The organism is Spiractinospora alimapuensis, from assembly GCF_018437505.1.
GTDB classification, from domain to species: Bacteria; Actinomycetota; Actinomycetes; order Streptosporangiales; family Streptosporangiaceae; genus Spiractinospora; species Spiractinospora alimapuensis.
On the sequence record NZ_CP072467.1, the window covers coordinates 3145115 to 3163120 of the forward strand.

The 18006-nt window shown below is 70.5% G+C and carries 15 protein-coding genes; 10 read left to right on the forward strand and 5 right to left on the reverse strand.

Annotated features, from left to right (window positions below; genetic code table 11):
* Nucleotides 1–66 precede the first annotated feature (66 nt).
* The 4 genes from J4H86_RS14485 to J4H86_RS14500 all read left to right on the forward strand — a co-directional run bounded on the left by J4H86_RS14485 (nucleotide 67) and on the right by J4H86_RS14500 (nucleotide 8241).
* Nucleotides 67–1092, forward strand: coding sequence for an ABC transporter permease (locus J4H86_RS14485; RefSeq protein ID WP_236537921.1), 1026 nt, complete (start codon nucleotides 67–69; stop codon nucleotides 1090–1092).
* A complete protein-coding gene (locus J4H86_RS14490) occupies nucleotides 1085–2020 on the forward strand; it encodes an ABC transporter permease (RefSeq protein ID WP_394356374.1) in 936 nt (311 codons plus the stop codon). Before J4H86_RS14485 ends, J4H86_RS14490 begins: the two co-directional genes overlap by 8 nt.
* Nucleotides 2017–4197, forward strand: coding sequence for an ABC transporter ATP-binding protein (locus J4H86_RS14495; protein WP_236537922.1), 2181 nt, complete (start codon nucleotides 2017–2019; stop codon nucleotides 4195–4197). Before J4H86_RS14490 ends, J4H86_RS14495 begins: the two co-directional genes overlap by 4 nt.
* 1170 nt (nucleotides 4198–5367) lie before the next feature.
* A complete protein-coding gene (locus tag J4H86_RS14500) occupies nucleotides 5368–8241 on the forward strand; it encodes a BTAD domain-containing putative transcriptional regulator (protein WP_236537923.1) in 2874 nt (957 codons plus the stop codon).
* Between the two features lie 191 nt (nucleotides 8242–8432).
* Here the strand turns inward: J4H86_RS14500 and J4H86_RS14505 are convergent, their stop codons facing one another.
* The gene (locus J4H86_RS14505) at nucleotides 8433–9101 is read right to left on the reverse strand and encodes a hypothetical protein (RefSeq protein WP_236537925.1); all 669 of its coding nucleotides are present in this window, start codon (nucleotides 9099–9101) and stop codon (nucleotides 8433–8435) included.
* Between the two features lie 79 nt (nucleotides 9102–9180).
* On the opposite strand from J4H86_RS14505, the gene J4H86_RS14510 reads away from it, so the two are divergent.
* Complete coding sequence (locus J4H86_RS14510) at nucleotides 9181–9900, forward strand: TetR/AcrR family transcriptional regulator (RefSeq protein ID WP_236537942.1); 720 nt, start codon at nucleotides 9181–9183, stop codon at nucleotides 9898–9900.
* A gap of 334 nt (nucleotides 9901–10234) precedes the next feature.
* Here the strand turns inward: J4H86_RS14510 and J4H86_RS14515 are convergent, their stop codons facing one another.
* Nucleotides 10235–10492 (reverse strand): hypothetical protein, encoded by a 258-nt coding sequence (locus tag J4H86_RS14515; RefSeq protein WP_236537943.1) that lies wholly within the window; start codon nucleotides 10490–10492, stop codon nucleotides 10235–10237.
* Between the two features lie 275 nt (nucleotides 10493–10767).
* Here J4H86_RS14515 and J4H86_RS14520 point away from each other — a divergent pair, with 275 nt between their 5' ends.
* From J4H86_RS14520 to J4H86_RS14530, 3 genes are all read left to right on the forward strand, one after another.
* Entirely contained in the window at nucleotides 10768–11739 is a 972-nt protein-coding gene (locus tag J4H86_RS14520; RefSeq protein WP_394356516.1) for an ATP-binding cassette domain-containing protein, read from the forward strand.
* Entirely contained in the window at nucleotides 11736–12590 is an 855-nt protein-coding gene (locus J4H86_RS14525; RefSeq protein ID WP_236537947.1) for an ABC transporter permease, read from the forward strand. Before J4H86_RS14520 ends, J4H86_RS14525 begins: the two co-directional genes overlap by 4 nt.
* A gap of 152 nt (nucleotides 12591–12742) precedes the next feature.
* The gene (locus J4H86_RS14530; RefSeq protein WP_236544201.1) at nucleotides 12743–13483 is read left to right on the forward strand and encodes a hypothetical protein; all 741 of its coding nucleotides are present in this window, start codon (nucleotides 12743–12745) and stop codon (nucleotides 13481–13483) included.
* Nucleotides 13484–13552: 69 nt separating this feature from the next.
* On the opposite strand, the gene J4H86_RS27645 is transcribed toward J4H86_RS14530, so the two are convergent.
* Nucleotides 13553–13783 (reverse strand): DUF5709 domain-containing protein, encoded by a 231-nt coding sequence (locus tag J4H86_RS27645; RefSeq protein WP_394356375.1) that lies wholly within the window; start codon nucleotides 13781–13783, stop codon nucleotides 13553–13555.
* Nucleotides 13784–14502: 719 nt separating this feature from the next.
* Here J4H86_RS27645 and J4H86_RS14540 point away from each other — a divergent pair.
* Together J4H86_RS14540 and J4H86_RS14545 are read left to right on the forward strand one after the other, a co-directional pair.
* Nucleotides 14503–15321 (forward strand): SigB/SigF/SigG family RNA polymerase sigma factor, encoded by an 819-nt coding sequence (locus J4H86_RS14540; RefSeq protein WP_236537949.1) that lies wholly within the window; start codon nucleotides 14503–14505, stop codon nucleotides 15319–15321.
* A 67-nt stretch (nucleotides 15322–15388) separates the two neighbouring features.
* The gene (locus J4H86_RS14545; protein WP_394356376.1) at nucleotides 15389–16237 is read left to right on the forward strand and encodes an SDR family oxidoreductase; all 849 of its coding nucleotides are present in this window, start codon (nucleotides 15389–15391) and stop codon (nucleotides 16235–16237) included.
* 73 nt (nucleotides 16238–16310) lie between these two features.
* Here J4H86_RS14545 and J4H86_RS14550 read toward each other — a convergent pair whose 3' ends face one another.
* Both J4H86_RS14550 and ligD read right to left on the reverse strand, forming a co-directional pair.
* Nucleotides 16311–16724, reverse strand: coding sequence for a CBS domain-containing protein (locus J4H86_RS14550; protein ID WP_236537952.1), 414 nt, complete (start codon nucleotides 16722–16724; stop codon nucleotides 16311–16313).
* A gap of 112 nt (nucleotides 16725–16836) precedes the next feature.
* Nucleotides 16837–17949: a non-homologous end-joining DNA ligase gene (ligD, locus tag J4H86_RS14555; protein ID WP_236537956.1), complete on the reverse strand. Its 1113-nt coding sequence runs from the start codon at nucleotides 17947–17949 to the stop codon at nucleotides 16837–16839.
* Nucleotides 17950–18006 lie beyond the last annotated feature (57 nt).

Here is an 18006-nt window from a genome sequence, read left to right on the forward strand (position 1 = left end):
GCGACCGTGTGCCCGGGCCGCCCCGTGTGGGCCGGGCACACACGGACGCAAGAGAGGCCGATCCTCATGCTCGTGTACACAGTGCGCCGCGTGCTCGTCGCGATCCCGCTGCTCTTCCTCGCGTCCGTCCTCGCGTTCGTGCTCGTGGACGTCTCCGGTGACCCGCTGAGCGACATGCGAATGGAGCCGGACATCACCGAGGCCGCCATCGAGGCCGAGGAAGGGCGGCTCTACCTGGACCGCTCGATGCCGGAGCGCTACATCACCTGGGTCACCGGCTACGACTGCAACCGCGACGCGGACGGCGCCTGCGACATCGGACTACTCCGGGGGGAGTTCGGCCCGTCGGTGCGCGGCTTGGGATTCGACATCGGGGAGCAGATCACCACCCGCCTGTTCACGACCCTGCGGCTGATCTCCGCCGCGGTGGTCGTCGCCCTGGGACTCGCGATCCTGGCCGGCGTCGTGAGCGCGGTCAAGCAGTACTCCAAGATCGACTACACCCTGACCTTCATCGGCTTCCTCGCCCTGGCGATGCCGACCTTCTGGCTCGGGGCGCTGATCCGCCAGAGCGGAGTCTGGGTCAACGAACAGGCGGGCACCCAGTTGTTCGCGACCATCCACGCCCGTTCCTCCGACACCCGCGGCTTCACCGGCTGGGAGCACTTCAACGACATCCTCGCCCACCTGACCCTGCCCACGATCGCCTTGATGTTGACGGGATACGCGGCGTGGAGCAGGTACCAGCGCACCTCGATGCTCGAAGTACTCAACAGCGACTACGTCCGGCTCGCCCGGGCCAAGGGACTGCGCAACCACGTGGTGATCCGTCGGCACGCGCTTCGGACCGCGTTGATCCCCCTGACCACGGTCGCGGCCATCTCTATCGCCGCCCTCCTGGACGGCGTGGTCCTCATCGAGGTGGTGTTCCAGTGGCGCGGCCTCGGCACCTTCTTCGTCGACTCCATCAACGAACGGGACTCCTTCGCCCTGATGGCGTGGCTCCTGTTGAGCGGGACGATCGTCATCGCCGCCAACCTGATCGCCGACCTGCTCTACGGCGTCCTGGACCCGAGGATCCGCTATGACTAACCTCCCCCGGCAGGAGCCAGGTCCTCCCCGAGAACCGGCCGCCGCGGCCGCCGAGGCGATCACCACGAAACGGCGCTCCCAACCACAGATGGTCGCCCGGCGCTTCCTGCAACACCGGCTCGCGGTGATCAGCCTGATAGTGCTGGCCCTCCTCGCGCTGGGCGCGTTCCTCGGACCGTACCTGTGGACCTGGGACCACAGCGTGCACCGGGCGATCCCTCCGTCGGCGCCACCGAGCCCGGACCACCCTCTCGGCACCACCAACGCCGGCCACGACGTGCTCGGTCAGTCCATGCGCGGCGCGCAACAGTCCCTGAAGATCGCGCTGACGGTGTCCCTGGTCGCGACCGTCCTTGGCGCGTTGTGGGGGGCGGTCGCCGGCTACCACCGCGGCTGGTTGGACGCGCTCATGATGCGGTTCGTCGACCTGCTGCTCGTGGTGCCACTCCTCGTCGTCGTGGCGGCGATCGCGGGGAACGTGCGCGGGGGAACCACCTGGTACGCGATCGCCTTCATCACGGCCGCGTTCTCGTGGACGATCATCTCCCGCGTGGTGCGCGGCGTGGTGCTCTCACTGCGGGAACAGGAGTTCGTCGAGGCGGCCCGCGCCTCCGGGGCGTCCACGACGCGCATCATCGTGCGTCACCTGCTCCCCAACACCGCCGGACCGATCATCGTGGCGGCCACGTTGCTGGTGGCACAGGCGATCCTGATCGAGGCGTCCCTGTCGTTCATCGGGTTCGGGATCCAGCCCCCGGACATCTCCCTCGGCAGGATGATCCAGGACGCGCGCTCCGCCCCGTTCACCCGCCCGTGGCTCTTCTACCCGCCGGGAGTTCTCATCGTGCTCATCTGTCTGACCATCAACTTCGTCGGCGACGGCCTCCGCGACGCCCTGGACCCCCGACAGACCATGGTGCGGCGATGACGGCGGTGAACGGCACCGAGCTCGACGCGTCGCCGCCAGTGTCCGGGGCCGCGTTGGAGGTGGACGACCTCCACGTCGGATTCCCGACCGACGACGGCCTCGTCCTCGCCGTACGCGGAGTGACCTTCACGCTCCACCCCGGCGAGGCACTGGGGATCGTCGGCGAGTCCGGCTCCGGGAAGTCCGTCACCTCGATGGCCGTGATGGGGCTCCTGCCCAAGACCGCACAGGTGGCAGGGTCAGCGCGGGTACTGGGCCAAGAGGTCATCGGGCTCAACGACGCGCAGATCAGCGAGGTCCGCGGCAAGAGGATCGCCATGATCTTCCAGGACCCGCTCACCTCGCTCAACCCCGTCTACACCGTCGGCTACCAGATCGCCGAGGCGATCCTGGCCCACCACCGCGTCACCAAGCAGGAGGCTCGGGCCCGGGCCGTGGAGCTGCTCGACACGGTCGGGATCCCCCACCCGGAGCAGCGGGTGGACTCCTACCCGCACGAGATGTCGGGCGGCATGCGGCAGCGCGTCGTGATCGCGATCGCCATGGCCAACGAGCCCGACGTCATCATCGCCGACGAGCCCACCACCGCGCTCGACGTCACCGTGCAGGCCCAAGTCCTGGAGGCGTTGCAGACCGCCCGCTCGCGCACCGGTGCGGCACTCGTGCTCATCACCCACGACCTGGGGGTCGTCGCGGGGCAGGTCGACCGGGTCGCGGTGATGTACGCCGGGCGGATCGTGGAAACCGGGGAGGTGACCGAGGTCTTCCAGCACGCGCGCATGCCCTACACCATCGGCCTGTTGGGCAGCCTGCCCCGGATGGACGAACAACGCCACGAACGGCTGACCCCGATCCTCGGCACACCTCCCTCCATGGTCGACCTGCCCCCGGGGTGCTCCTTCGCACCACGCTGCCCGATGGCCACCGACCTCTGCCTCGAGGAGGATCCGCCTCTGTTCCCCAGCGCGGAGGCGGCACACGCGGCGGCCTGCCACTACAGCGACCAGCTTGCCGACACCACCCCTCGGGACCTGTTCCGCGCCACGGCGGTGGACACGGAGGGGCTCACCGAGTCGGAGGAAGGCGAGTCGGGGAAGTCCGTGGCGTCGAAGGAGGAACGGATCGCCACGGCGGAGACGTCGCGATCCGTTGTGGAGGACACGCGCGAGCCCGTCCTCACCGCGCGCGGCCTGGTGAAGCACTTCCCGGTCCGGTCCCGCGGCCTGATCCGGCGCAGGATCGGCGAGACCCACGCCGTCTGCGACGTCTCCCTCGACCTCCGCCCCCGCGAGACGCTGGCCCTGGTGGGCGAGTCGGGGTGCGGGAAGTCCACCACGGCCCGGCTGCTGGTCAACCTTCTCAAACCCACCCTCGGCTCCGTCGTGCACAAAGGGCAGGAGCTCGGGACGCTGACGACGGCGCGGATGCGGCCGTTGCGACGCAACCTACAGATCGTGTTCCAGGACCCGTTCGCCTCCCTCGACCCCCGGATGCCGGTGCACGACATCATCGCCGAACCGCTCCAGGTACACCGCCGGTACGAACGCGGCGGCCGGCAGGTGGAGGACCTCCTGGAGGTCGTCGGCCTCTCCCCCGAGCACGGCAACCGGTACCCGCACGAGTTCTCCGGCGGCCAGCGCCAACGCATCGGCATCGCCCGCGCGCTCGCGCTCGACCCCGAGGTGATCGTGCTGGACGAACCGGTCTCCGCGTTGGACGTCTCGATCCAGGCCGGTGTCATCAACCTGCTGGAGGAACTCCAGGAACGGCTGGGACTCGCCTACCTCTTCGTCTCACACGACCTGTCCGTGGTGCGCCACACCGCCCACCGCGTCGCCGTGATGTACCTGGGACGCGTCGTGGAACAGGCCACGAACGAACAGCTCTTCGCCGCGCCCGCCCACCCCTACACCCAGGCCCTCATGTCGGCGATTCCCCTCCCCGACCCCGTCAAGGAACGGCGCCGCGAACGGGTCCGGATCACCGGCGACGTCCCCAACCCGGTGGACCCACCGTCCGGCTGTCGCTTCCGGACCCGCTGCCCCAAGTTCGCGGGAGAACTCAACGACGCCCAACGCGACCGCTGCGTCACCGAGATCCCCACCCTCACCAACCGCGCTTTGGAGCCCGGCCACATCGCCGCCTGCCACTACGCCGAACCCCGCGCCCTCATCTGACCCAGGCCGGCTCCCCTCACCAGTGGATCCTGCCGCACCGACCAGTCGTGGTCCCCCGGCTCCGGCCACGGCCGGGACGCCCCTCGAGAGGCGGGATTGATCGGTGTTGGTGGAGGAGAGCGGTTCCACGGCTGGTGGAGCCGGACATGGCGGTCTTGCCGCGGGCGAGGTCGACGCACGGTGGCGACGACTGGGTAATGAACCGCCGGTGATCCGGAAGGGCAGTCACTCGGTCACCGGCGGGTGAACCCTGCCTGATGGTCGTACTGTCCCCGGCAGCCGCACCGAAGAACTCCTGGCGCCTCCCCCGACCCATGTGGTGGTGGCCGAGGTACCCGGCACAACCATGGCTCGGGCACGACCCACAGGCAGATCCGCGACGCTCTACGAGACGCGTCGTCGGGCACAGCGCACGTGCGGTCGACTACCGGGCACGACCGGCCGGAAGTGGGCGGCGGAGAGATTCAGCGTCGCCGTCCGGCACGGACGTGTGGGGCGGCGACACGTCCGACCGCGCCCACCAAGGGTCATGCCACGCACGGCCGTTCGTCATGAGGGGCTCCGTCCCTCTCCCGGCTCCTGATAACCCACGCTCGGACTCACGTGGACACCGCTCGCCCACGGCGACGGTGACGATAGAGCCGTGGCCACAACCCCTTCTCGGGCTCGGCTCTCAGGAAGGCTGGCCACGCCACGCATGGCGACCCCTGGAGCACAAGTGCCCAAAGGGCGCGACACACCCGTCACGGCCACCGAGCCCGTCGGCGCGACCGACCGCTGTGGAGCGCGGGGGCGGCACCAGGACCGACGCCATACCCGGTCGTTTGTCGAGACTCCCTCCGGGTGGAGCCGGTCACAGCCATTGGTCCGCCACGCCGCACGACGCGTCGTCGCACAGCGCTCCTTCCGGTCGGCAGGACCGGTACGACCCCCCGAGCCCGCCGGCGCGGGCGACGCTTGCCGGTCGGTAGCGGGTCGCGGCCGATGGAGTCCGGTGTGCGGCACGAGCGGCGACGTAACGACCGCGGAGCCGGGCCGTCGACATGCCTCCGGGCGGACCTGAAACCGGCGCGACGGCCATCCCGCGCGGTCCTCGACCGTGCCGCGCACGAAGCCCGTCCGTCGCGCCGGGGCGCGCGAGGGGAACTGGCGGTGGGCGACAATGGGGTCATGCGATTCGGGGTCCTAGGGCCGGTGCGGGTGGGGGACGACCTCCAAGGGACGGTCGGTGGGCTGCGGTTGCGTGCCCTGCTCACGCTGTTGCTGCTGGACGCGGGGCGCATCGTGCCCACGGACCGCCTCATCGACGGCGTGTACGCCGAGGATCCGCCCCGGGGCGCGGCGAACGCGCTGCAGTCCCAGGTGTCCCGACTTCGGCAAATGTTGCCGACCGACAGCGCCGGTGCACCGTTGGTGGAGTTCCATCCGGGCGGGTATCGGATCGCCGTCGACCCTGACGACGTGGACGTCCACCGCTTCGCCCGCCTCGCGGGCGAGGGCCAGGGAGCGGCCCAGGCCAATGACCCCCGACGGGCGGCGCTTCTCCTCCGGCAGGCCCTTGACCAGTGGCGCGGACCGGCCCTCAGCGATGTGGCCGAACTGCCGTTCGCGGGACCGCAAGCCGCCCGGTTGGAGGAGCAGCGGGGGAAGGTGATCGAGGAGCTGGCCGCTACCCAGCTCGCTCTGGGGCTGGCCAACGACGCGGCCGACGGCCTGCGCCCCCACGCGGACGCGAACCCGCTACGGGAACGCACCTGGGCCCTCCTGATCCGCGCCCTGGGCGGCGCGGGTCGACAGGCCGAGGCCCTGGCGGCCTTCGACCGGGTGCGGACCGCCCTCGCCGACGAACTCGGCGCGGATCCATCGCCGGAGCTCGCGGACGCGCACCTGGCGGTGCTTCGGGGGGAGACCACGGTCGCCCCGGCCGCGCCGGAACGGTGGGGGCTCCGGCACCAGTTCACGTCCTTCGTGGGGCGCGAGAACGACGTCCAACGCGTCGCCTCCCTGTTCGACGACCGCCAACTCGTCACCCTGGTCGGGCCGGGGGGTGCGGGCAAGACGCGGCTGGCCATCGAGGTCGCCGACGGGTACGTGGGTGACGTCGGTTTCGTGGACCTGTCCAGCCTCGGCGAGACGTCCGACATCCCCCAGGTCATCCTGGGAACCCTGGAACTGGGCGAGGCCGGACTGCGGGCGTCGACCAGCGCGCCACCCACCGAGGACCATGCGCTGCGACGCCTGGAGAACGCGCTGGCGAACCGAGCGCTCCTCCTCGTGCTGGACAACTGCGAGCACGTCATCGCCCCCGTGGCGGCGCTTGTCAGTCGGCTGTTGAGCGCGTCCCCCTCGCTGCGTGTGCTCGCCACCTCCCGCGAGCCGCTCGGGATCACGGGTGAGGCGCTGCACCGGCTGTGGGGGTTGCCCCTGCCGCCAGGAGACGTGCCCCCGGACCCCGACCAGCTCCAGGAGTCAGCCGCGGTGCGGCTGTTCGTGGAACGCGGGAAGGACACCGACCCCGGCTTCGCCCTGTCGTCGGAGACCGTTGAGTCGGTGCTGCGCGTCTGCCGGCGTCTCGATGGCCTCCCGTTGGGGATCGAACTCGCCGCGGCGCGGCTGCGCACGCTTCCGGTGGCCGAGATCGCGCGCCGGCTGGACGACCGGTTCCAATTGTTGTCCCGCGGCAGCCGAACGGCGCAGCCTCGGCACCAGACGCTGCGCGCGGTCGTCGAGTGGAGCTGGGATCTCCTGAGTGCCGAGGAACAACGACTCGCCCGACGCTTCACCGTCTTCTCCGGAGGCGCTGACCTGCAGGCGGTGGAGGCCGTCTGTGGTGGTGAGGGAACGGACGTCCTCGAGACGCTGAGCGGTCTGATCGACAAGTCGTTGGTGGAGTCCGACGGGGGCCGCTACCGGATGCTCGACACGGTGCACGCCTTCTGCTCCGAGCGGCTGGAGGAGTCGGGGGAGGCCGAGGCGGTTCGCGAGGAGCACTGGACGTTCTTCCGTGACCTCGCCCAGCGGGCCGAACCGTGGCTGCGACGCACGGAGCAGCTCGAGTGGCTGGCCCGGCTGGACGCCGAGCGCGACAACCTCCACCTGGCGATCCGGCGCGCCGTCGCGGCGGGTGACTCCGTCACCGCCGCGCGCATGGTGGCGCCCCTAAGCCTGTACTGGTGGGTGCGGGGCATGCGCTGGGAGGCGTCCTCGATCGCCGACGACGTCCTCTCCGTCTTCGGCGACGAGCCGCCAGACGAGCTGTACGAGGAGTGGTGCGCGTGCGTCCTCCTGGCGTCGATCACCCGCACCGACCCGGAGCTCGTCGAGCTGAGGGAGGCACTGCGCTTCAAGACCTGGCGGTGGCTCCTGGAGACCGAGGAGGCGCCGAGGTACCCGTTCACCCTGTATCTGTTCGCCCTGGCCAGCGGACCGCCGCAAGACCCGATAGAAGAGGACGTCTACCTGACCGCGGTGGCTGGCGAGCGGCACGGTCCGTGGCTGCGCTCGCTGACGTTGGTCGGCTCGAGCACGCTCGCACGGCTCAACGGGGAACGCCTGAGTTCCGAGGCCCCCCTTCGCGAGTCGCTCGCCGGTTTCCGGAAGTTGGGTGACCGCTGGGGGATGACGCTCGCGTACACCATTCTGGGTGAGGAGCTGGGGGACGAGGGGCGCCCCGCCGAGGGCGTGGCGGCACTGGAGCAAGCGCTCCTCCTCGCCCACGAGCTGCAGGCGAACCGGGACATCGCCGACCTGACCCGTGTCCGAGGCAGCCTCCGCCTGGAGATGGGCGACATCGTCGCGGCACGCGCGGACTTCGAGGAAGCGGCGACGCTCGCTCGTCGCGCCGGCGACCAGGAGAACGCCTCGGGGGCAGGCCTCGGCCTCGCCAAAGTCGCCCTTCGGGAAGGAAACAGCACCAAGGCACGCCACCTCGCGGAAACGGCACTTGCCCAGTGCCCGACAGGGTGGTTCATGGCCGACGAGACTCACGACGAGATCACCGCGTTCCTGGACACTCTCGGGGCCGCCCCGGACCAGCGGGGCTGACCTCGCCGTCCGTCGCCCTGTTGTCGTCGGGACCGCCCCTACGGCCCGTGGGTCGGCGCGGACCGTTGGCACGCCCAGTACCCGACGGACCGAGCCAACGCCCGCCCCGGACGGCGCCCCCGACAGGGCGGCCGGCGCGGGCGACGGGGCGACGCTGATCCCGGCCCTCTGAGGTCAACTGGCCCGAAGCGTCAGACGGGAACCGGCTCGTTCGTCGCGCGAGAGGTCGTGCGCCCGGCGCGCACCAGGGTGCGGGCGACCAGGACACACCCGGCTGTGAGCAGGACACCGTGCACCATGCGGATGGGCTGTGGGGTGAAGAACTGCGGCAAGAGAAGCACGAAGCCAAGCGCGAAGGGCGCGGCGGACCACACCGACGCGTGGCCGGACTTCGTGACCGCGCCGGCGGCGAGGACGGCCGCGGCTCCCAGGAGCAGGAGGCCGACGGCGAAGAGGCCCGTGGCGACGATGTCGGTGTGCAGGGTGTCGGCCAGGGCCACGACCGACCGGTCCCCGGTGTCCAGCGCGTGCTGGGAGACGAACCGCAGCATGAACGTCTCCGCGCCGTAGTAGGGCAACGTCAGTCCAATCCCGAGGACCGAGACGATGACCGCGCTGATCGCCGATCGGTGTCCCAGGGTCCCCCGCAGCGTCTGAGGGAGCCACGAGAGGCCCAAGGTGATCAGCGTGAACGCGCCGATGGCGAACAGGTGGGAGGCGAGCCACGCCGTGGAGGCCATGGTCTCCGCGGTGTCGGTGAACGGGCGGACGAACTGGTAGAGCGCGAAGAGGACACCGCCGATGACCAGGGAGGTGGCGGCGAGCCGGGTCAGGATCGGGGATGGCGCGTCGAAAGTCATAGAGCAATGCTCTCGAATTAGAGCAGCAAATACAAGAGCACTGCTCTCGGTTTCTCGTGGCCCTCGCTACCATGGCCTGATGACCGCGATCCGAACCGCCCGAGAACGCGCCCGCGAGGAACTCACCCGCGAGATCGCCGACGCGGGGCGCCGCCACCTCGCGGAGCACGGGGCGCCGGGGCTGTCCCTCCGGGCCATCGCCCGCGAACTCGGTATGGTCTCCTCCGCGATCCACCGCTACTTCCCCACCAAGGACGACCTCCTGACCCGCCTTATCGTGGACGGCTACAACGCGGTGGGGGACGCGATCGAACGCGCCGACGCGGACGTACCCCGCGACGCCTACACCGACCGTTGGCTCGCGTCGTGCCACGCCCTGCGCGACTGGGCGAGGGACAACCCCCACGAGTACGCGCTCATCTACGGGTCCCCGGTCCCCGGCTACGCCGCGCCCTCCGACACCGTCCTGCCGGCGGCCCGAGGCGCGGCCGTCGTCGGCGCCGTCCTCCGCGCGGCCCACGAGGCCGACGCCCTGCGGCCCCCACCCGGGTACCCCGCCCCGCCACCGGAGTTCGCCGAGGACGCCGAACGCCTCCGCCCCGCGCTGGGCCCCCTCCCCGACGAGACGATCGCCCGCGCGGTGACCGCCTGGACCGCCGTGTTCGGATGGCTGAGCTTCGCCCTGTTCGGCCAGTTCGCCAACGGCGTCGAGCACCAGGACGCCGCGTTCGACCATCACCTCCGCACCCTGGCGGCCTATCTGGGGCTCCCACCCACCGGCCCCACACCACCCGGCTGACCCACCGACCCAAGTGGACGCCTCATGGCCGGGACGGGACGTCCAGCGGGGCGGACCACCCGGCCACGGCGTTCACGGAGAGCACCGCCCATCGGAAGCTCACCAGCCGTGGCCGCTGAATACGCGGACGGCACCGCTCGACCGGTGCCGCGGGGACTCCACGCGTCAGGATCGGTGTCCCCGCGATGCGAGGCCACCCGACGGTAGGCGGGGGAATCCTGCCGCCGAGGAACGGTGCCCTCCGCGATGGCCACGACGGCCGCGGTCCCCCTGTCGACGGGATCGGCACACGGGCCGCGGAACGCACAGGGGGATGAGCCCCGCGCGTCGCGACCTATCCGGCCGTGGGCCCCGTCTCCACATCGTGGCGCACCGCCCTCCGGGTCACAGCGGTTCCCTGTGCGTTCCGGAAGGCGGTGATCTCGTCGGGGGTCTCGTCGGCCAGGAACCGACCTGTCGGGCACCGGGTCAGCGCCTGCTCCAGCGCCGCCACGCCTTCGGCGGGACGGCCCTCGTCCCCCAGCGACTCCGACGGACCGACGCCCGGCCGAGAGAGAAAGCGCCCCACGCCGTCGCCCGAAGAACCCCACATGACGCGACCGCCCCATGACCACGCACGGAAACCGCACCATGAGGCCATCACGCCCACGGTGCGCGCCGGAGTCGCCATGATCGGCCGGCGAGAGTGCCGTGACGTCGCTGGGCGCCCGGGTTCGACCCGAACCTCGGATGAGCGCTGACGGGCCCGGCGCTCGGCGCACCCTCAGGCCCCCACGCCCGCCCGACCAGGGCTGACGCCGCAGACGAGGCCGTGCGCGCCGCCGTCAGCTCGTCGTGCGTCCACGGTCAGCGCCGCCCCGCACTCTGATCCCTATGACGAAACACGCGATTCGCACCGAGGCGCTGCGGAAGCGCTACGGCGACAAGAACGCTCTGGACGGTCTCAACCTGACCGTCCCCGAGGGGGGCGTCTACGGACTCCTCGGCCCGAACGGCGCGGGCAAGACCACCGCGGTCCGGGTCCTGGCCACCCTGCTCCGGTTCGACGAGGGCATCGCCACGGTCAACGGCGTCGACGTCCAACGCCACCCGGAACAGGTACGACAGCAGATCGGACTCACCGGACAGTACGCGGCGGTCGACGAGATGTTGAGCGGCTGGCAGAACCTCGTGCTCTTCGGTCGGCTCTTCCGGCTCAGTCGTCCCGCGGCGCGTCGCCGCGCCGAGGAGCTCCTGGCGGACTTCTCGCTCACCGACGCCGCGAAGAAGTCCGTCGCCGACTACTCCGGCGGGATGCGGCGGCGGTTGGACCTCGCGGTGAGTCTGATCCTGCGGCCTCGGGTGCTGTTCCTGGACGAGCCCACCACCGGGCTCGATCCCCGGAGCCGGTCCGAGGTCTGGACCACGGTGCGAGCTCTGGCGGACTCGGGGACGACGGTGCTCCTCACCACCCAGTACCTGGAGGAGGCCGACCAGCTCGCGTCCCGGATCGCCGTGATCGACTCCGGGCGCAAGGTGGCCGAGGGGACACCGAACGAACTGAAGTCGGTGATCTCGGTCGACCGGGTCGAGGTCGTGCTGCACGAAGCGGCCGACATCCCGCAGACCGCGGAGATCGTGGAGCGCGCCTGTGGCGGTGAGGTGACCACCGACCTCGACACACGTACCGTGCGCGCGCCGGTCACCGACCGGATGGGGGCCCTGACCTCGGTGGTGCGGGCACTGCACGAGACCGGGATCGAGGTCGAGGACATCGGCCTGCGCCGCCCGACGCTGGACGAGGTGTTCCTGCACCTGACGGGGGCCGACTCCCGCGGTGCCCACGAGGAGGCGAAATGAGCACCACAATCGCGCGACCAACCACGGCGACGACACCGCCACCACCCAAGCCGTCCGCGATGACCCGTCTCCGGTGGACCATCACCGACGGGTGGGTCATGGCCGGACGCAACATGGCCCGGCTGGCACGAGACCCCGGCGAGCTGGGGCTGTACTTCATGCTGCCAATCATGTTCGTCCTGGTGTTCGGCTACGTGTTCGGCAGCGGCATGCAGGTGCCCGACGAGGGTGCCTACCGGGAGTTCCTCCTGCCCGGCGTGTTCGTGATGACCATGATCTACGGGCTGGGCTCGACTGGCACCGCCATCGCCCTGGACGTGGAGCGCGGCGTCGTCGACCGGTTCCGCGCCATGCCGGTGGCGCGCTCCGCGCTTCTCGTCGGCCGCAGCCTCGCCGACCTGGCGCGGGCCCTGCTGGAGATGAGCGTGGTCGTGGTCTGCGGCCTGCTGGTGGGGTGGACCTGGAACGGAACCCTGGCGGAGGCCGCCGGCGCGATCGGACTCATCCTGCTGCTGCGGTTCTCCCTCACCTGGGTCGGCATCTGGATCGGGCTGGTCGCCAAGCCGGACACCGTCGGCCTCATCGTGTTCCCGACCGTGTTCCCCATCACCGCCCTGTCCAGCATCTTCGTGGCGCCGGAGTTCATGCCGTCGGTGCTGCGCACCATCGCGGAGTGGAACCCGCTGTCGGCGACGACCGCGGCCGCCCGAGAACTCTTCGTCAACCCCGGTCTGGGCGGCTCCACCTGGGCGGCGGAGAACGCGCTCCTGCTCGCCGTGGTGTGGCCCTTGGCGCTGGTCGCGGTGTTCTTCCCGCTGGCCGTACGCCGCTACCAACGACTGAGCCGGTAGCCGCGGGCAAACTCCCGCGAACGGAGGTCATGGAGGTCAAGTGAGCCACTTCACTTGATCTCCATGACTCGCTAACGTTCACTCCAGTCACCGCCGTTCGACCGGCGAATCCCCCCTACCGCGCCGCACGGGCGCGGAACCCGGAGTGCCCAATGCGCCTTTCTCCCCTGCGTCCACCATGGCGGCGCGCCCTCGTCCCCGTGACCGCCGGCCTGGCGGCCGTCCTGCTCTGGGGCGTCCCCGCTCACGCCGACAACCGGGCCACGGTGAGCATCGAGCCCACGGCCGACTGCGGTGAGGCCACCGTCACCTGGCACAACCCCAACACGTGGAGCAGCTATCGCGGCGGCTACTCGGTCGACGGCGAGGAGTCGTCCATCGTCATCAGGCCGGACCGGACCATGACCCGGGTGGTCGAGGCGGAGGACGGCGCGCATGTCTCCGCCTGGATCAGTGACCGTCCCAACCCTCCCGACGAGTCCCGCGCCGAGGGGAGTCCCGTCACCGAGGTGGAACTGGATGTCGCCGCCTGCGAGCCGGACCCCACCCCGACCGACAGCCCGACCGACCCGCCCACGGACACCCCCACCGCCCCCCCGACCGACACTCCGACGGACACCCCGACCGATGGGCCCACGGAGTCACCCACGGATTCGCCGACGTCCACCCCTCCGGACGAAGACGATGACAACGAGGACAACGACGCCGGCGACGAGGCGGGCCAACCCGAGACCGCCGCCCCGGATGAGTCCGACGGCGACAGCGACCTCCCCCGTACCGGAGCCCCCCTGGTCGGCCTGATCGCCGCCGCCGTCGCCGCCCTCACCGCCGGCGCCGTCGCCCTGTGGGCCGCCCGCCGACGCCGACGACGCGCCATCGAGCCCGCCGAGTAGCGGCACCCCTCGGCGCGAGACACCAACCTCCCGCCCCCAAGCGGAACCCGACAGCCCCCGGCCCGACGGTCACCCCGAGGGCTCTTCATCCGTGGCACGCTCCGGGGTCACCCGCACCGCGGCGTCCTCGGCACCGAGCGCGCCTTCGTCGCGCCCCGCCTCGCGGGCCACCAGGTCCTTTTCCGTGTCGGGCCGTGCCTTCGTCGGGCTCGACCAGGCGTGCCGTGGTTGACGGCGTGTCCTCGGTCGGCCCGACCCGTCCCGCTCCGCGCTGGCGCACGGAGTCGGTGGGCGCGTCACCGAGCGTTCCCGTCTCGCTCGTGTCCATCACCGCGGCTCCCTCGACACCGGGTCCCCCGGCCTCCGAGCGGTCCACTCCCGGCTCCGTTTCCTCCTCGTCCGCTCGCCCGGGGCCTTCGATCACGCCCGGGCTGGCATCACCACCCACGTCCGGCCGCTCGCGAGCCAGCGCCGCATCGTGGGATTCACCCGCCTCACGTTCCGTTCCGCCCGCGCCCTCCTCGCCGAGTGGGACGGGTTCCTGGCCCGGGAGCACAGTGTCCTCGGTGGTGTCTTCCTGCTCGGGCAGTCCCGCCGCCGCCCAGTCCTCGGCCTCGTGGTGGACCGGGTCGGACGCCGGGCGACGCGGCTCGTCGTCACTCATGACAGTCCGCTACCACGGCGTCGGGGTTGGCATGCGTGTGTCCCACCACCGGTTTCACCGCCGTCACACCGGGCAGCACCGCAACGCGGGCATCCTCGTGCGGGGCGACGCTCGAAACCGGCGACAGGGATTCATCGGGCGCTCACGCGGACCGGCGCGGGGAGAAATCGCGACGACGCGCCGAAGGGAAACCAGGAAGGCTTCCGCGTGGATTCCCGCACACGGCGTCTACGGGGGAGACGGCCACGGGGTTCCGGCGAGGGCGGCGCGTTCTCCGCCCGGGGAACCCCCCGAGGCGACCGGCCCAGTGAGAACAGACCGACCTCGGCCAGCAACGCGGTGAGTGAGGTGTGCGATGCCGAACGCGCCACGGCGACAGTCGACCAACACTGTCACCACTAACTCGACACCGGTTCGGGACTCGGAGTCCGAACTCCTCCTCGGTGAGCTCAAGCGCTTGGAGGAGAACGACCCGGCCACACGGGAGGTACGCGAGCGGGTCGTCCAGCTCTGGCGACCCGTCGCCAACCAGGTCGCATGGCGGTACGCCAACCGCGGCGAACCCGTCGAGGACCTGCGCCAGACGGCGATGGTCGGCCTGATGAAGGCCATCGCCCGCTACGACCCCGCGCGAAGTGGTCGCTTCGCGTCCTACCTACTGCCGACCGTCACCGGAGAGGTGAAACGCCACTTCCGCGACCACACGTGGGCGGTCCGTGTTCCGCGACGCCATCAGGAGAACCGGGGCCGGTTGAACCGGGCCACGACGGCGCTCACCCAGCGGTACGGGCGTTCTCCGACCGTCGACGAACTGGCCGACCACCTGGGGCTCGGTCGGGACGAGACCGTGGAGTTGATCGAGGCGTCATCCGCCTACAGCGCCCTGTCGCTGGAAGCGCCGATCCGCGACTCCGAGGGCTCCATCACGACACTCGGCGACACCCTGGGGGAGTTCGACGCGGCCCTGGACCGGCTCGTCGACCGTGAAGCCCTTCGACCCGCGGTCGCGCGGTTGCCCGAACGCGAACGACTCATCCTCGCGCTGCGCTTCACCGGCGAACGAACCCAGTCGGAGATCGCCACCGCAGTGGGGTGCTCCCAGATGCACGTCTCACGGATCCTGTCCGGTGTCCTGCGGCGACTCCGTCGAGAGCTGACCCCCCATGAGGACTGACCCAGCACCGAACGCCGAACCCGCATGAGGGCGATCACGCCGCACGAACACCACTGGGGAGATGGTCATGGGACGCCCACCAGCACAGAGCCAACGCCATCCGGGATGGACCGAGCCGATGCGGCCCCGGCCCATGGACGAGATGCGGACCTACGAGGGACGGGACCTACTCCGGGGCAAGCGTGCCCTGATCTCTGGGGGCGACTCCGGGATCGGGCGGGCCGTCTCGGTCGCGTTCGCCAAGGAGGGCGCGGACGTCGCCATCGGCTACTTGTCTGAGGACTCGGACGCGGAGTACACCACCGAGCTGGTCGAGGAGACTGGGCGGCGCGCGGTCGCCATCCGGGGCGACGTCGCGGAACGGGAGGTGTGCCGCGAACTCGTCCGGGGCTCCGTCGCGGAGCTCGGAGGCTTGGACGTCGTGGTGACACACGCCGCGACGCAGGCTCCCGTCGACGACCCGACCGAGCTGAGCTCGGACATGCTGACGCGCACCTTCCAGGTCAATGTGTACGGGGTTTTCTGGACCATCCAGGAGGCGCTCCCGTACCTGTCGGAGGGGAGCTCGATCATCGTTACGGGGTCGATCAACGGCTTGCGTGGCAACACACGACTGATTGACTACGCCGCCAGCAAGGCAGCGGTCATGAACCTTTCTCGTTCTCTGGCACAGACCCTGGTCGGGCGAGGTATCCGCGTCAACTGTGTCGCTCCTGGGCCGGTCTGGACTCCGTTGATCCCGGCGACCCTGGAGGAGGACGCGGTGGAGGGGTTCGGCGAACACTCCCCGATGGGGCGGGCGGCCGAGCCGGACGAGATCGCGCCCTCCTACGTGTTCTTCGCCAGCGACGCTCTGTCGTCCTACTACACGGGCGAGACCCTGACACCGACGGGCGGTGAGATCCAACCGAGCTAGGGAACCCAGCCAACGCGCCTTGACCGTCGCCGTCCCCCGGTGGGGGACGGCGACCTCGTCGGCCGTCGATTCCCTACGGGGTGCTCAGGGCGTTCACCAGGTCGCCGACGTTCTGTCGTGGCTCGGAGCGGGCGACGTCGGCGACGCTCACGATGCCCACCAGGCGCGCCTCGTCCACCACGGGCACCCGCTTCACCTGATGCTCGGCCATCGTGTGGACGAGTTCGTCCACCGTGTCGTCGGCGTCGACCGTCACCGCGACGCCCTGGTTGAGGCTCCCCGCCGGGTCGGAGAGGCGCTTGCCCTGCGCGACGCCCCGGACCACGATGTCGCGGTCGGTGAGCACCCCCTTCAACTCTCCGTCCGGGCCACAGATCGGCAGGCTCCCCACGCCGTCGGACGCCATGTACTGGGCGGCCTTCTGCAGGGTGTCGTCTGTGTCGATGCACCGTGGTGCGGAGGTCATGATCTCGCGTACGACCGTCATCGGTCTCGCCCCCTCGACGAGTGATGGATGTCCTTCTCCACCCCATGCCTCGCCGCACCTGCTTTTATGCGTGGTGCGAGCCACCGAATCGGTGGCCGTGCCCTCGCGCGGGTCAGCGGGGCTGGGGACGTTCACGCACCACCTCCGTGGCCGGCTTGTCGCGTCGAAGTCCAAGGAACCGGGGATGACGCAACCGCTGGTCGTTCGTCCACTCGGAGAACCCGACCTCGGCGACGAGCTCCGGGGTCACCCACCGCGAATCCTTCTCGTTCACGCGTTCCGCGAAGGGTGAGGCGTCGCGTCGGAGTCCGTCCAGGCGGGACCGCAGCGACCGGAGCGTGGCGGTGTCGTAGCCGGTGCCGACCTTTCCGGCGTAGCGCAAGCGGCCGCGCTCGAAGTAACCGACGAGCAGCGCCCCGAAACCGACGCGACTGCCCCGCGGCGGAGTGAACCCGCCGATGACGAACTCCTGTTCGTCCACGCACTTGAGCTTCAGCCACGACCGGCCTCGCCCCGGTCGATAGGGGGCGTCTCCCCGCTTGGCGATGACGCCCTCCCACCCCCGTTGGCAGGCCGCCGCGAAGTACTCCGCGCCGTCGGCGTTTCGGTGTTGCGTGAAGAAGAGCGGCGACTGCCAGGTGACCGCGGACCTCAACAGGCGTTTGCGCGTCCGCAGCGGCAGGCGGGTGGTGTCGTGGCCGTCGAGGTGCAACAGGTCGAAGACGTAGTAATACACCGCCACGGTGCTCTGCCGAACGTCCTGCGGTCGGGTGAGCCCCATCCGTCGCTGCAGCCGGGAGAAACTGGTGAGTCCGCCCTCGAACGCCACGATCTCTCCGTCGATCACGAGCCGGTGGCCGGTGCTACGGGTGACCGCCGCCTTGATCTCGGGATAGGTCCGGTCCAGGGTGCGCCCGGTCCGCGAGAGCAAGAACGCCTGGGACCCGTCGTGCACCGCCAGGACCCGCTCCCCGTCGAACTTCCGCTCGAAGATCCAGTCGTCGTCGGAGAAGACGTCGTCGGTGAGCGTCGCCAGCATCGCCTCCGGCTGACTGGGCAGGCCCTCCGATCGCAACCGTCCACGTTCGGAGTCGTTCAGGCGCGCGATCAGGTCGTCCACCGGGTGCCTCCACGGAGTCTCGTACTCCCGCTCACTGTGCATGTCACCGCTCATGAACAGCGCAAACACACCGCCGAGGTCGCTCCACCGTTCGTCGCGGGGCACCAGGCGCTGTCTTCCCGCGACAGGTGGGCCCTGGGCACGGGCCGGTTCGTTTCCGTA

What these genes read in the sequence shown, in the direction of transcription:
- J4H86_RS14485 (WP_236537921.1), top strand. Translation starts at nt 67, where the DNA reads ATGCTCGTGTACACAGTGCGCCGCGTGCTCGTCGCGATCCCGCTGCTC.
- J4H86_RS14490 (WP_394356374.1), top strand. Translation starts at nt 1,085, where the DNA reads ATGACTAACCTCCCCCGGCAGGAGCCAGGTCCTCCCCGAGAACCGGCC.
- J4H86_RS14495 (WP_236537922.1), top strand. Translation starts at nt 2,017, where the DNA reads ATGACGGCGGTGAACGGCACCGAGCTCGACGCGTCGCCGCCAGTGTCC.
- J4H86_RS14500 (WP_236537923.1), top strand. Translation starts at nt 5,368, where the DNA reads ATGCGATTCGGGGTCCTAGGGCCGGTGCGGGTGGGGGACGACCTCCAA.
- J4H86_RS14505 (WP_236537925.1), bottom strand. Translation starts at nt 9,101, where the DNA reads ATGACTTTCGACGCGCCATCCCCGATCCTGACCCGGCTCGCCGCCACC.
- J4H86_RS14510 (WP_236537942.1), top strand. Translation starts at nt 9,181, where the DNA reads ATGACCGCGATCCGAACCGCCCGAGAACGCGCCCGCGAGGAACTCACC.
- J4H86_RS14515 (WP_236537943.1), bottom strand. Translation starts at nt 10,492, where the DNA reads ATGTGGGGTTCTTCGGGCGACGGCGTGGGGCGCTTTCTCTCTCGGCCG.
- J4H86_RS14525 (WP_236537947.1), top strand. Translation starts at nt 11,736, where the DNA reads ATGAGCACCACAATCGCGCGACCAACCACGGCGACGACACCGCCACCA.
- J4H86_RS14530 (WP_236544201.1), top strand. Translation starts at nt 12,743, where the DNA reads ATGCGCCTTTCTCCCCTGCGTCCACCATGGCGGCGCGCCCTCGTCCCC.
- J4H86_RS14540 (WP_236537949.1), top strand. Translation starts at nt 14,503, where the DNA reads ATGCCGAACGCGCCACGGCGACAGTCGACCAACACTGTCACCACTAAC.
- J4H86_RS14545 (WP_394356376.1), top strand. Translation starts at nt 15,389, where the DNA reads ATGGGACGCCCACCAGCACAGAGCCAACGCCATCCGGGATGGACCGAG.
- J4H86_RS14550 (WP_236537952.1), bottom strand. Translation starts at nt 16,724, where the DNA reads ATGACGGTCGTACGCGAGATCATGACCTCCGCACCACGGTGCATCGAC.